Here is a 12,537-nt window from a genome sequence, read left to right as displayed (position 1 = left end):
ATGTCCATCGGTTTCCGAATCTGCAGCCGAAACCAGGTCGCGTCTGCCGCGCTTGTCGCGGAGTTTGCCAAGCTACCCGTCGCCAACGTTTCCGACAGTATGGCGCGCCTGTGGGCAGCAGGTCCGCGGCTGCGGCCAATGCATGCCTCTGGCGGGCTTGCGGGTGTTGCGCTGACCGTAAGGAGCCGTCCAGGCGACAATCTAATGCTCCACAAGGCGATTGATCTGGCTGAGCCGGGTGACGTGATTGTCGTTGATGCAGGCGGAGACCTGACGAATGCGCTTATGGGAGAACTGATGCTGGCCCATGCGGTCAAGCGCGGCGTTGCCGGGTTCGTTCTGAATGGCGCAATCCGTGACCTCGAAGCATTCGTCACAACCAATCTGCCGACATTCGCTGCCGGCGTTACCCATCGCGGCCCCTACAAGGACGGGCCCGGTGAGATCAATGTTCCGATCAGCCTGGACGGAATGGTGATTGAGCCTGGCGATATCGTGATCGGGGATGCCGATGGCGTCCTGTCCGTTCCGCTTGCTGATGCAGACGACGTTCTCCAGAAGACCCTTGCGAAGCAGGATGCGGAATTGCGCCAGATGAAGGCAATCGCGGAGGGCAAGAACGACCGCAACTGGGTCGACGCCGCCCTTAAGGAACGGGGTTGCGAGTTTCCACTGAACTGAAATATCCCAAGAAAGGGAGGGGATACCATGTTTCATTACCTTAAGACATCTGCACTTGCTGGTGCAATGATCATGGCTGCGGGCGCAGCCATGGCGGAGTATCCGGAAAAACCCATTGAGGTGATTGTCGGCTATTCCGCTGGCGGTGGCACCGACGTAATGGCGCGCACCACCGCGCCTTTCATCGAGAAATATCTAGGTGATGGCGCAAGTCTCGTCGTCAAGAACATGCCCGGAGCGAGTGGACAGATCGGCGTGACTGCGGCCGCGAACGCGGATCCGGACGGTTACACGCTCGGAACCTTCAATCTGCCTGGCATGATGGCCCGCACGATTGATCGTGAGGCGGATTACGATGCCGATAGCTTCACTTATCTTGCAAATGTCGTGAACGATCCAAACGTCATCGTGACGTCGAAAGGTAGCGGCCTCGATACCCTCGACAAGCTGCTCGCAGAGGCCAAGGCGAACCCTGGTGCCATCACGGTCGGCATGTCGAGCCTCGGCGGTGATGACCATTTCGCGCTGATCAAATTGCAAGGCCTTACTGAAACCGAGTTCACGATCGTGCCCTTCAAGGGCTCGGCCCCTGCCCGCACTGCACTGATGGGTGGGCACGTTGCCATGGGTATTCTTAACATTTCCGAGGTTGCTGAGTTCCAGGAAGAGCTCAATGTTCTCGGAGTGGCGACCGTGGAGCGTTCGAACTTCGCGCCGGATCTGCCGACCCTCAAAGAGCAGGGCCTGAACCTCGTCAACGGTTCCATGCGAGGCTTCGTAGCACCGGCGGGGCTTCCCGAAGATGTTCAGGCAAAGCTTCTGGCGGCTTTTGAGCAGCTTGCCGAGGATTCCGACTTCCTCAAGGCCATGAAGGAGACCGCCAATCCGGTCGAAGTGGTGACAGGGGAAGAGTTCGAGGCTTTGACGAAGGATCTGCGCGCCCTGGCTCAGCAGGTCTGGGATACCACTCCCTGGAACTGATGCTTATCACGCGGGGCCTGGTCCCCGCGTCTCCATCCTCTTTGAGATAGAGCCAATGCAATGTCTGAAAACCGCATCCTTCGGCCCGAGACGCTGACCGCTCTCGGCATCGTCGCCGCCGCGTCGGCATTTCTCTTTCCGACGGTATCGTTGCGACCGATATCGGCATTGCTGCCCGCTGCGATGCTTGCCGGTCTCATCGTTCTTGCCATCGTTCTGCTAGTCGCTGATCAGCGCAAGGCCTCCGCTGGCGAAGAAGCGACCACCATGACAAAGTCGCCTAGGCGTGTCGCCGGCGCCTTCCTGCTGATTCTCGGCTATGCTCTCGCCACCGATGTGATCGGTTTCTATCCCAGCACTGCACTGTCTATCCCGCTCGTGGCCTGGGCCTTCGGATATCGCAACCCATTTGGTCTCGGCGTTGCAACGCTGATCGTCGTGGGGACGGTCTGGCTGATCTTTGATTTCGGGATGTCGCAGGACTTTCCGACAGGTCGTTTCTGACAGGACTGAGCCTCATGTACTCCGATCTTCTCAATGCACTCCCGGAGGTCATTGGCCTCGCGAACTTCGCCGCGGTCGTGATCGGTGTGATTGCCGGCATTGTCGTGGGGGCCATGCCGGGGCTCAGCGCCACGATGGCGATATCCGTTCTGGTGCCGTTCACATTCGGTCTGGAACCGCTGGTGGCTCTGGGGCTGATGGCCGGCATCTATAATGGCGCGATGTATGGCGGCGCCATCCCCGCGGTGCTCCTGCGCATCCCCGGCACTCCTGCCGCCGTTGCCACGACATTCGACGGCTACCCGCTGGCCCAGAGAGGTGAAGGTGGCTTCGCCCTGCAGGTTGCAGTCGTTTCCTCGGCGATCGGTGGTATTGCGAGTGCCTTTGCGTTGATGCTTCTTGCGCCGCCGCTCTCGAAGGTTACCCTGTTGTTTGGTCCTTCGGAGGTGTTTTGGGTAGCCGTTTTCGGCCTTGCCAGCATTATCTTTCTGCTGGGTGGAAACCCGATAAAGGGCCTGATCAGCGCCTGTTTCGGGGTCTTTGTTTCAGTTGTGGGGTCTGATCCCATCTACGGCAATGATCGGTACACCCTCGGCCAGCTGGAACTTCTCGACGGCGTGAACATCGTCATCCTTCTGGTCGGCCTTTATGCTCTTCCTCCCGTGATCGATCTTCTGGAGACGCCTCTCAAGACGGACGGGGTCAAGAGCTCGAATCTTGGGACAGAGCCAATCTGGCGGGCCTTGCCGCGCATGTTTCGTTTCTGGAAGACTTGGATCCGCTCGTCGATCATCGGGATCTGGATCGGCATACTGCCCGGAGCAGGAGGCTCGATGGCAGCGTTCATGTCCTACAATGAGGCGCGTCGCACTTCCAGGACCCCTGAAACTTGGGGCAACGGTGAACCTGAAGGCGTTGCCGCTTCCGAAACTGCCAACAACGCGGATACCGCATCCGCCCTCATTCCGGCGCTGACGCTCGGGATCCCGGGTACCGCAGTTGCTGCTGTCATGCTCGGCGGACTGCTCGTCCACGGCCTTCAGCCGGGCCCGATGTTGTTCCGTGATAATCCAGATGTCGTCTTCGGTTTCATGTGGCAATTTCTTTTCGGAGCAATCCTCCTCATTCTGCTTGGCGGCTCGCTTGCGACGAACAGTTTCGCGCGGCTCTTGAATCTGCCCCGACCGCTTCTGGGTTCCGTGATCGTCGTGCTGATGCTGATCGGGGTGTACTCGATCCATGGACGCATGTTCGACGTCTATCTCATGCTTGGTTTCGGCGTGATCGGTTGGGTGATGGACAAGCTGAAGTTTCCGCTTCCACCGGTGGTACTCGGGCTCATCCTTGGGGGCTTCGCCGAAGAGAATCTGAGGCTTGCTCTGCGTATCGGGCGCGGTGATTGGTCGGTGCTCTTCGCAAACACGACGAGCCTGATCCTTGTCGCGCTTACGGTGGCGGTGATCATCGGGCCGATGGTCAAGCGACGCTTCTACGGCGGCCGTAAGAAAGAGACGACTGGCTAAACGTTGGTCATGATTGAAGCGACCTTCTCCATCTGGATCGACTTCCATCGCTCCGACGTGCGTAACAAACCGCACGCCGGAGCGATGACATGTCGCAGCCGCCTCAGCCTGAATTTTCGATGAGTGGTCTTCTGCGATCTCCACAACTACTGGCGTATCTTGCAGGCAATCTTGTTTCGATCGCCGGCACCTGGGGGCAGCGTGTCGTCGTGTTCTGGACAGCGTGGGAGCTCACCGGTTCCATGACGGTCCTCGGGGTCTTGGCCGCACTCGATCTTTTGCCTTCTGTAGTGATGGCTCCGGTCGCGGGCTCTCTTGCTGATAGCCGCCCCGCGTTCGTTCTCACGCGTAACGTTCAGGCGATATCCGCTGTCCCTCCTCTCATCATGGTCGGCGTACTTCAGTTTGGTGAAGTGACACTGCCAGTACTGATGCTCCTGACCCTGGCAGGGGGCATCCTGAACGGTCTCGACCATCCATTGCGCCTCTTGCTCATTGGAAGCATCGTTCCACGAAAGCTGGTTTCAGGAGCGATCGCTTCAAACTCCATCATGTTTAACATCGGCCGGATGGCCGGTCCCGCAATCGGTGGCTGGACGGTCTCTGCAGGCTCACCAATCGCGATATTCGGGGTCAATGCAGTGTCCTTCTTGCTCTTTGCCGGGGTCATATCGTGCCTCAAACCAGCCGCGACTAAAACCGGGCAAGGGAACACCGGCAGCCTGAATGGTGAAATCATTGGCTGGAAAGGGGTGATCTCGAGCTTCGAGAAATCATTGCTCCTCGCGTTTGCCCTGTTTGCGGCAATTGCGGCCTTGATCCGGCCGATCTTCGAGCTTTTGCCAAGTTTTGCGGATGGAATTGCGCAGGATCAAGACAGGGCGGCAGTCGTTTTTTCTCTCCTGACGTCATCCCAGGGGCTTGGAGCCATGATTGGCGCATTTTCCGCTGCTCACCTTCTTGCGCGTATGAAGTACCAGAGCTTCGTCATCTTGACGGGGCTGGTGTCCACATTGGCGGCGTTTGTGTTTGTCGGGACCAGGCAGTTCCATATCGCCCTGGTGGCGATTGCGGTCCTGTCCGGCGCAGTACTTGCCAACGGGATCGCGACACAAATCGCGCTGCAAACTCGTTTACCGGAGCGTGCAAGAGGTCGCGCCCTCTCGCTCTATACAATGACGTTTCGGGGGTTGCCTGCCATGGGCGCTCTTTTCGTTGGAGCCATCGGCGAGGTCGTGCCGCTTGGGCTTGTTTTCATGGGGCTGGCTATCTTGATGACCATCCTCATCGTGTGGGTTTTCATCGAAACAAGACGGGCGGAAGCGTCTGAGTGATACACCATGGCAGTGCCACGTCCGTGCACGCCAATCCGCCTGACGCTCCTCTGGGTCTCCAGCCCTTCTCAATGTGAATTACTTCACAAGGGCGGCCTGTTTTAGAAAAATCGTACTGTTACGCAAGTTTTGGCGTCGACCCGACTAAACGAACGGGGCGGCGCACCAGAACCGGTGTTAGAGCCTTCCGTCACGAACACTGGCATCAGAAGGGTAGCGTCGATGAGTTCATCGCAAAGAGCGTTGGGGCGGTTTGCCTGTACTTTTTTTACAGCTCTTTTTCTTTCAGGCGCGGCGTGGGCCCAGACTACGGTGCCGATCGGTACGGTCGAGGCCACCATAGATGGCGCGTCCTATCGCGGGGAAACGTTGCATGTGCCCTCGGAGGGGACGGCTACTGCGGAGGTGCGCGACTTTGGCCCCCTCCGCATGGTGGATATCCAGGCGCATGACCCCGACGCCGCGAGTATTATGCGCGGCGTGCTGAGTGTGGAGTTTGGTCTCATCAGCGGCGCAGATGCATCAGCCACTGACGCGTCGGTGAGTTATTTTCCCGAAGGGATGCGGAACTTCTATGTCAGCGATGAAGAGCCCGCTCATGTCTCGGTTACCCTGGAGAGCCTGCTCATCGACGGCGCGCAGGGAAATGCACGCGGCACGTTCTCTTCGCTTCTGTGCAAGCGCGAAGGCATGATGTCTGAGATCGATACCGAAGATTGCATCACTGTCGAAGGAACCTTCGATACCGTGCTTCATCTCGCGGACTGAGCTGCATCAGGAGACACAAGCGAAGCGATGCAATCGGTTCAGTGTGGTCGCTGTGACGTGACTGGTGCAACTCCATTTCGAGATCACAGAGAGCCGCGCGCCCAGCTTCGAATGGGAAACTCAAGGAACACTCGTTGGCTCGGGGAGGGCGCCCTTCAGCGTCTTCTGCCGGCAACGAGCCAGCAAAAGCAAAATCGGGGAACCAATATGAAAGCGCTAATGGCTGTTTCGGCTCTGGGCATCTCGCTTCTGGCCACCACTACACTGCAAGCCGGCGATGTGATGGTCGTTTATGATGCCTCGGGTTCCATGTGGGGCCAGATCGACGGCGTGCCCAAGATCGAGATCGCCCGGGAGGCGATGAGCGATTTGCTGGCGACCTGGCCAGCTTCCACGAATCTGGGGCTTGTCGCCTATGGCCATCGTGAGAAGGGCCTCTGCTCGGACATCGAAACGGCGATGCCTGTGGGCCCGGTGGAGCGCGATGCTTTCCAGCAGGTCGTCAACGGGATCATGCCCTTGGGACGCACGCCTCTTTCGGCAGCGGTGCAGCACGCTGCCGAGGAACTCTCGTGGCGTGACACGCCAGCGACCGTGGTTCTGATTTCTGATGGGGTCGAAAACTGTGACGCAGATCCGTGCGCGTTGTCGGAGCAGCTTGCCAGGCAGGGCGTGGCGTTCACCACCCATGTCATCGGCTTCGATCTGGCCACTGACGAGCACCAACACCTCGCCTGCATCGCCAAGAATACGGGAGGAATGTTCCTGCCTGCTCAAGATGCCGCCCAACTCGCCGCCGCCGTCAAGCAGGTTGGAGAAACCATAGCGAAACCGGCCCCTGAACCGGAACCGCTCCCCGAACCGGAAGCCGAATTGCCGGCAATGTCGATCAGCACGCCCGAAACGGCGATGGCGGGCAGCAGCTTTGGCGTCACCTGGTCCGACCCTGTTCATCCGCGCGACTGGGTGACCATTGTTCCCGTGGGCGCTGATGAGGGCACCTATACGGCTTTCCATCGCGTCGGTTCGGACGGTGGGCGTGACATTGTAGCGCCGGCCGAACCGGGTCTCTACGAGGTGCGCTATGTGCTGAACGATGGGGATGTCACGCTTGCCCGTGCGCCGATCGAAGTCATGGCGGCTGAGGCGTCGATAAGCGCGCCGGAAACGGCGATGGCGGGCAGCAGCTTTGGCGTCACCTGGTCCGACCCTGTTCATCCGCGCGACTGGGTGACCATTGTTCCCGTGGGTGCCGATGAGGGCACCTACACGGTCTTCCATCGCGTTGGCTCGGACGATGGGCGTGACATTGTTGCCCCGGCTGACCCGGGTCTCTACGAGGTTCGCTACGTTCTCAATGAAGGCGGTGTCACGCTTGCCCGCGCGCCGATCGAAGTCATGGGGGCTGAGGCCTCGATAAGCGCGCCGGAAACGGCGATGGCGGGCAGCAGCTTTGGTGTCACCTGGTCCGACCCCGTTCATCCGCGCGACTGGGTGACCATTGTTCCGGTGGGGGCCGATGAGGGGACCTACACGGCTTTCCATCGGGTGGGCTCGGACGATGGGCGTGACCTTGTAGCGCCGGCTGATCCGGGTCTCTACGAGGTTCGCTACGTTCTCAATGAAGGCGGTGTCACGCTGGCTCGCGCGCCGATCGAAATCACCGGTGCCGAGGCATCCATCACGGGGCCGGAAAGGGTTCGCGCCGGGAACGCTCTGCGTTTCTCCTGGTCTGATCCTGTGCATCCACGTGACTGGGTGACTATTGTTCCGGTGGGCGCCGATGAGGGGGCCTATACGATTTTCCACCGCGTGGGCGCAGATACGCAGCGCGACATAGCTGCTCCCGATGAGCCGGGCCTCTATGAATTGCGCTATGTGCTCAATGAAGGTGGGATCACGCTCGGTCGGCATGTCGTTGAGGTGGTTGAAGCCACGGCCAGCCTCGATGAAGGCGCGGGCCTGTCGGCCCCTCGGGCTGCCGCACCGGGCGAAACCGTGACTGTTACATGGACCGGAGGTTCGGACGGCGCGGATCAGCGTATTGCGCTGGCTCGGGAAGATCAGGCGCTGTTTGCGTGGATCTCCGCACAACCGATCGATCCGGAGGGGGCATTGACCTTCGTCATGCCCGAGCAGCCTGGTCGCTACGAGTTCCGTTATCTTGACATCTCTGGCCAGGCGGTGCTCGGTCGCGCCATCATTGATGTGGAGTAAGCGAAGCAATGCAGCAAACTGACCTATCTTCGCGCAGTTCCGGAGGCACGATGAAAACCACAATCGCAATTGCCCTTTTCTCGGCGGCAATGATGACGGGCCTTGTTCCGCATGCCGTACATGCGGATCCACATGCGCAGTTCGTAAACGAGAGCGGCTACGCTGCAGTTGACCCGGACCGGTTGTGGGACGAAATCAACGGGGCTCTTTCCCCTGCCAATCCGCGATCTGCCTTTTTGCCCGCCGCTGATATTGGTCCGATACCCCTGTCTGTTTTTGCTCTTGAGATATCTGAACAAGCGCTGGAAAGAGTGCGCTATCGGCTTCGTTACGCGACGAACTGGATTGAGGCGGAGCCGGGCGGTGCACCTCTTCCCATCAGCTATATCGAAGTGGTTCGCTTCAATCTCGGACCAGCCATTCACCAAAACCTCGTTAATACGCTGGGTCATGAAAACGTGGCGAATGCCAGTGAATTCGGTGTTGGCCCACATGCGGGGTGGCGGTTGATTACCAGGCCGGTGATGGGCAACAGGGCCATGATTTTGGCCGCTGGACGCATGGAAATGGACGAGAAGGTAGCACAGGGCGAAGAGTGCTTTGGTGCCCTCTGCCTCGACCTTGGTTCGCCGATCGAGGCGGCTGCCGCGTGGGGAGAAATGGAGCCTGTCAGCGCCGTTTCCGAAAACCCATGGCCGGTTCCCTCGGACAATGTCGTGACTTCGGTGGTGGCCACCGATCTGCTGCTGGGCGAGGTCGACAGTATTGAGTCAGACATGGCTCCTTCCGACCCGCAGATTCCCGAGTGGGCGATTGAAGCCGTCATCGATGTGAACCTCGGGCAGGATGAAGGTCTGGATGCCGCCTATCGCTGGGGTGGATTGCTCGATGACTCGGTTGCCGCAATCTGGAAAAGGCTGGCGTCGTTTTCGGGGATCGACGGGCAACCGGCAGTGTTCGGGGCCAGCGCTTACGAATGTGCGCGCGGGCCGGAATTTGCTGCACCGGGCGAGTTTTGCCCCTGAGTCTAAGCAATGCGGCGCGAGGCAAATCTTCCCTTGGCGAGAAAACCGTTCTGGATGGGCTGGACGCACAGGTTCGCGCGCTTGAGGCGACACAGTCCGGCGCTTTGATCGATGTTGCCCTCAAGGCTGCGAAGGATACGGTTGAAGAGTTCACGCAAAAGCCAAATCAGGCGGGGCGCGCGCGCAACTTTGCGGAAAAATCCTTAGGCCTTCCTGACCCCGGACAACTGGCGCTCGTGGTTATCACGGAGGGGCTGCGCTGAGGCGGATCTGCGCACCCCGCTCCATCTGATGTCACGAAGCGATCAGCCCGGGTCGTGACTTACTTCGCCACTTCGTGCTGTTTCGAGGGCATCGATTTGATCTGTCGACGTTCGAATGCGGCTTGCGGGATGAGTGGCGGAGCGAAGCTGTCTGCGTTGGCGCGCTCCCAACGGCTATACCATTCGGCAAGTTCTGGAATTTCCGTTTGAGCAGAAAGAAATCCATCGGGGAGATAGGGATAGACCTCATTGCCATCGAGGAACTCATTGTCTTTCTGCCGGAACATGAAGTGGTAGGGCATGAAGTTGCTGGGGTGGCTCAGGCCCGCTGCTCCGGCAAGTTCACCCAGCGCCTTCATGGAGTTTTTGTGGAAGCGGGCTACGCGTTCGCTCTTGTCGGCAACATCGACGCCGCGCTGACGCACCGGGTCCTGGGTGGCGATGCCAACGGGGCACTTGTTGGTGTGGCATGCCTGTGCCTGGATACATCCAACGGCAAACATGAAGCCGCGGGCGGCGTTGCACCAGTCCGCACCGAGCGCAATGGCGCGGGCAATATCGAATGCGGAGATGATCTTGCCAGCAGCACCGATCTTGACCTGATCGCGAATGCCGGCGCCGCGCAGCGTATTGTGCACAAACGTCAAGCCTTCCAGCATCGGCATGCCGACCCGGTTGGCAAATTCTACCGGAGCGGCCCCCGTTCCTCCCTCTGCACCGTCCACAACGATGAAATCGGGAACAATGCCGGTCTTCAGCATTGCCTTGACCATGCTCATGAATTCGCGGCGGTGCCCTATGCAGAGCTTGAAGCCAACGGGTTTTCCTCCGGAAAGCTCGCGTAGCTGACCGAGGAACTCCATCAGGCCGGTGGGGGTGGAGAATGTGGAGTGCGCAGGAGGCGACACGCAGTCAATGCCCATGGGAATGCCGCGAGCCTCGGCGATCTCCGGGGAAATTTTCGACGCCGGCAGCATGCCGCCGTGACCGGGCTTGGCGCCCTGGCTTAGCTTGACCTCAATCATCTTGATCTGTGGGTCGGCGGCAAGCTCTGCGAATTTCTCCGGCGAGAAACTGCCATCATCCGAGCGGCATCCAAAATATCCGGATGCAACCTGAAAAACGAGATCGCCTCCACCCTGGCGGTGATAGCGGCTGATGCTGCCTTCGCCGGTGTCGTGGGCAAAGCCGCCTTTCCGTGCGCCTGTGTTTAGCGCGAGGATGGCATTGGCCGACAGCGAACCGAAGCTCATGGCTGAAATATTGTACAGGCTGGAGTTATACGGCTGGCGGCAGGCGGGACCACCGATGCGAACACGGAAGTCGGTATCAGCAATGGTAACGGGGGTGGCCGAGTGCGTCAGCCATGCATAGCCTGAACCATAGACGTTCTCGATCGTACCGAAGGGGCGCTTGTCTTCCTCACCTTTGGCCCGCTGGTAGACAAGTGCGCGGGCCTCGCGGCTAAACGGCACCTCTTCATGATCGCTTTCGATGATGTACTGCCGGATTTCGGGCCGGAAGCCTTCAAGCAGGAACCGCAGATGCCCGACCACCGGATAGTTGCGCAGGATGGAATGCCGCCTCTGCCGAACATCATGGACGCCTACCAGAAACAGCGCGGTCGAGATGACGGCGGGCAGCAAAAACCAGGGGGTGTAAAGCACCGTGCCAACCAGTGCAGCCAGGGCTATGAGCCCGCATAAGACAAACACCGTGTAACGTTGGCTTGAGATCAGTTTGTTGAGCATTTCGAATAGGTCCAGGAAGTGCGCAAGGTAACAAGAGCGGGGGACGTGACAGAAGCCGCTGTTTGAGGTTTTCCGTAGCACCAGCTGATAGCACAGGATTGATGGCCTGCGGTGATCATTTGTATGCATTGGTGCATGGCTGGATTGTCGTTGAAGAATGCGGCGCCCCTCCCTGCCTGGACAGCCTCCTTCGGCGAAAGACCAAAGTGTCGGCTGGAGCTGGGGCCTCAAGAGGCTGTCATGTGGCCTGTGCCAATTGCATCTATGTAGCCAGACAGGCAGTTCGGCGGCACGAACCTGCGATGTTGGGTATGCGATGGTTTAGGCCCGTGCCCGCACACGCTGCAGCCTTGAAGCGCTCGGCCGAGCGGCCACGGATCTTGGCCGACACCCCATATGTGCGCGCCGCCTCGCAGAGCCGAGTTCGAGCGCATGGTATGGGAGATGCTATCCGCAGAACCCGTTTCTGCGGAGACTTTATCCTCGCAGTACGGTGTCTACTAAACGATGGAGACGACCGTGCCCGTCTCGAACGAATGTGTCGCGGCATCTGCAAGTAACTGGGCGCGCAATCCATCTTCTATCCCGGGGGCGATGGGTTTCGAATTCGCGATGCAGTTCACGAAATGCGCCATCTCAGAGCGATAAGCGGTCTCATAGCGCTCCAGAAAAAAATGTTGCGCCGGTGACTTTCTGAACCCCGCCGAGGTAGCTACTTCCACGGTGTTTTCCAGCACGTTTTCCGCACGCAGCATTCCCTTGGCGCCGTGGACTTCGATCCGCTGGTCATAACCATAGCTTGCTCGCCGCGAATTGCTGATCTGGCAAATGCGGCCACTGGCTGTCGAGAGTGTCACGGCTGCGGTATCCACGTCGCCTGCCTGCCCGATCTCTGGATCGACGAGCGCGGCGGCGACGGCATAGACCGACACGGGTTCCTCGCCCAGCAGGAAGCGGGCCATGTCTAGATCATGGATCATCATGTCGCGAAACAGCCCGCCTGAGGACTTGATATAGCTCATCGGAGGCGGTGCAGGGTCGCGGGAGTGGATGGTAACGATTTCGACGTCGCCAATCTCACCCTCCGCGATACGCGCTTGCACATTGGCGAAGTTTGGGTCGAACCGACGATTGAAGGCCGTCATGAAGGGCACGCCTGCGCGCTCAACCACCTTGATGCAATCGCGAATACGGTCGGCGGACAAATCCACCGGCTTCTCACAGAAGATCGCCTTGCCAGCGGCTGCTGCTGCATGGATCAGATCGTAATGTGTGTCGGTGGGCGTGCCAATGACAAGCGCATCCACTTCGGCGCTCTCGATCAGTGCAGAGGGTTCCATGACCCTGGCGCCGGTCTTGTCACTTAGCGCCCTGGCTGCGTCCTCAAAGGCGTCAGCGACTACCGAGACGCGTGCGCCCTCGATCTGCGCGATGGAGCGGGCGTGGACCTGGCCGATGCGGCCGCAGCCCAGAAGTCCGATATTGAGCAT

Annotated in this window: 11 protein-coding genes; 9 read left to right on the top strand and 2 right to left on the bottom strand. The window is 59.4% G+C overall.

The genetic code is table 11. From position 1 onward, the window contains the following. From AC4PTT_RS21200 to AC4PTT_RS21160, 9 genes are all read left to right on the top strand, one after another. Entirely contained in the window at positions 1–681 is a 681-nt protein-coding gene (locus tag AC4PTT_RS21200; RefSeq protein ID WP_492162676.1) for an RraA family protein, read from the top strand. 27 nt (positions 682–708) lie between these two features. After that, positions 709–1,662 carry a tripartite tricarboxylate transporter substrate binding protein gene (locus AC4PTT_RS21195; protein ID WP_492162675.1) on the top strand — a complete coding sequence of 318 codons (954 nt, stop codon included), beginning with the start codon at positions 709–711 and terminating at the stop codon, positions 1,660–1,662. Positions 1,663–1,722: 60 nt separating this feature from the next. After that, positions 1,723–2,166, top strand: a complete 444-nt coding sequence (locus AC4PTT_RS21190; RefSeq protein WP_492162674.1) for a tripartite tricarboxylate transporter TctB family protein — start codon at positions 1,723–1,725, stop codon at positions 2,164–2,166. A gap of 14 nt (positions 2,167–2,180) precedes the next feature. Continuing rightward, entirely contained in the window at positions 2,181–3,689 is a 1,509-nt protein-coding gene (locus AC4PTT_RS21185; protein ID WP_492162673.1) for a tripartite tricarboxylate transporter permease, read from the top strand. Positions 3,690–3,778: 89 nt separating this feature from the next. Beyond that, on the top strand, positions 3,779–5,023 hold the full coding sequence (locus AC4PTT_RS21180; protein ID WP_492162672.1) for an MFS transporter: 1,245 nt from the start codon (positions 3,779–3,781) through the stop codon (positions 5,021–5,023). Positions 5,024–5,245: 222 nt separating this feature from the next. Continuing rightward, positions 5,246–5,791, top strand: coding sequence for a hypothetical protein (locus AC4PTT_RS21175; protein WP_492162671.1), 546 nt, complete (start codon positions 5,246–5,248; stop codon positions 5,789–5,791). 207 nt (positions 5,792–5,998) lie between these two features. Continuing rightward, positions 5,999–8,008 carry a vWA domain-containing protein gene (locus AC4PTT_RS21170; RefSeq protein WP_492162670.1) on the top strand — a complete coding sequence of 670 codons (2,010 nt, stop codon included), beginning with the start codon at positions 5,999–6,001 and terminating at the stop codon, positions 8,006–8,008. A 50-nt stretch (positions 8,009–8,058) separates the two neighbouring features. Further along, positions 8,059–9,033, top strand: a complete 975-nt coding sequence (locus tag AC4PTT_RS21165; protein WP_492162669.1) for a hypothetical protein — start codon at positions 8,059–8,061, stop codon at positions 9,031–9,033. Then, positions 8,985–9,296, top strand: coding sequence for a DAK2 domain-containing protein (locus AC4PTT_RS21160; RefSeq protein ID WP_222474319.1), 312 nt, complete (start codon positions 8,985–8,987; stop codon positions 9,294–9,296). The genes AC4PTT_RS21165 and AC4PTT_RS21160 overlap by 49 nt, the downstream gene beginning before the upstream one ends. Positions 9,297–9,355: 59 nt before the next feature. Here AC4PTT_RS21160 and AC4PTT_RS21155 read toward each other — a convergent pair whose 3' ends face one another. After that, positions 9,356–11,047: an FMN-binding glutamate synthase family protein gene (locus tag AC4PTT_RS21155; RefSeq protein ID WP_297561358.1), complete on the bottom strand. Its 1,692-nt coding sequence runs from the start codon at positions 11,045–11,047 to the stop codon at positions 9,356–9,358. A gap of 500 nt (positions 11,048–11,547) precedes the next feature. After that, the gene (iolG, locus tag AC4PTT_RS21150) at positions 11,548–12,537 is read right to left on the bottom strand and encodes an inositol 2-dehydrogenase (RefSeq protein ID WP_492162668.1); all 990 of its coding nucleotides are present in this window, start codon (positions 12,535–12,537) and stop codon (positions 11,548–11,550) included.

The sequence above is a fragment of the Nitratireductor sp. WH36-1 genome (assembly GCF_058725515.1).
Note: the sequence above shows the minus strand (reverse complement) of the source record. Positions and strands in the feature narration are given on the sequence as shown.

Bases quoted from the DNA above. Each gene is read 5' to 3' on its own strand.
- AC4PTT_RS21200 (WP_492162676.1), top strand. From the start codon at position 1: ATGTCCATCGGTTTCCGAATCTGCAGCCGAAACCAGGTCGCGTCTGCC.
- AC4PTT_RS21195 (WP_492162675.1), top strand. From the start codon at position 709: ATGTTTCATTACCTTAAGACATCTGCACTTGCTGGTGCAATGATCATG.
- AC4PTT_RS21190 (WP_492162674.1), top strand. From the start codon at position 1,723: ATGTCTGAAAACCGCATCCTTCGGCCCGAGACGCTGACCGCTCTCGGC.
- AC4PTT_RS21185 (WP_492162673.1), top strand. From the start codon at position 2,181: ATGTACTCCGATCTTCTCAATGCACTCCCGGAGGTCATTGGCCTCGCG.
- AC4PTT_RS21180 (WP_492162672.1), top strand. From the start codon at position 3,779: ATGTCGCAGCCGCCTCAGCCTGAATTTTCGATGAGTGGTCTTCTGCGA.
- AC4PTT_RS21175 (WP_492162671.1), top strand. From the start codon at position 5,246: ATGAGTTCATCGCAAAGAGCGTTGGGGCGGTTTGCCTGTACTTTTTTT.
- AC4PTT_RS21170 (WP_492162670.1), top strand. From the start codon at position 5,999: ATGAAAGCGCTAATGGCTGTTTCGGCTCTGGGCATCTCGCTTCTGGCC.
- AC4PTT_RS21165 (WP_492162669.1), top strand. From the start codon at position 8,059: ATGAAAACCACAATCGCAATTGCCCTTTTCTCGGCGGCAATGATGACG.
- AC4PTT_RS21160 (WP_222474319.1), top strand. From the start codon at position 8,985: ATGTGCGCGCGGGCCGGAATTTGCTGCACCGGGCGAGTTTTGCCCCTG.
- AC4PTT_RS21155 (WP_297561358.1), bottom strand. From the start codon at position 11,047: ATGCTCAACAAACTGATCTCAAGCCAACGTTACACGGTGTTTGTCTTA.
- iolG (WP_492162668.1), bottom strand. From the start codon at position 12,537: ATGCTCAATATCGGACTTCTGGGCTGCGGCCGCATCGGCCAGGTCCAC.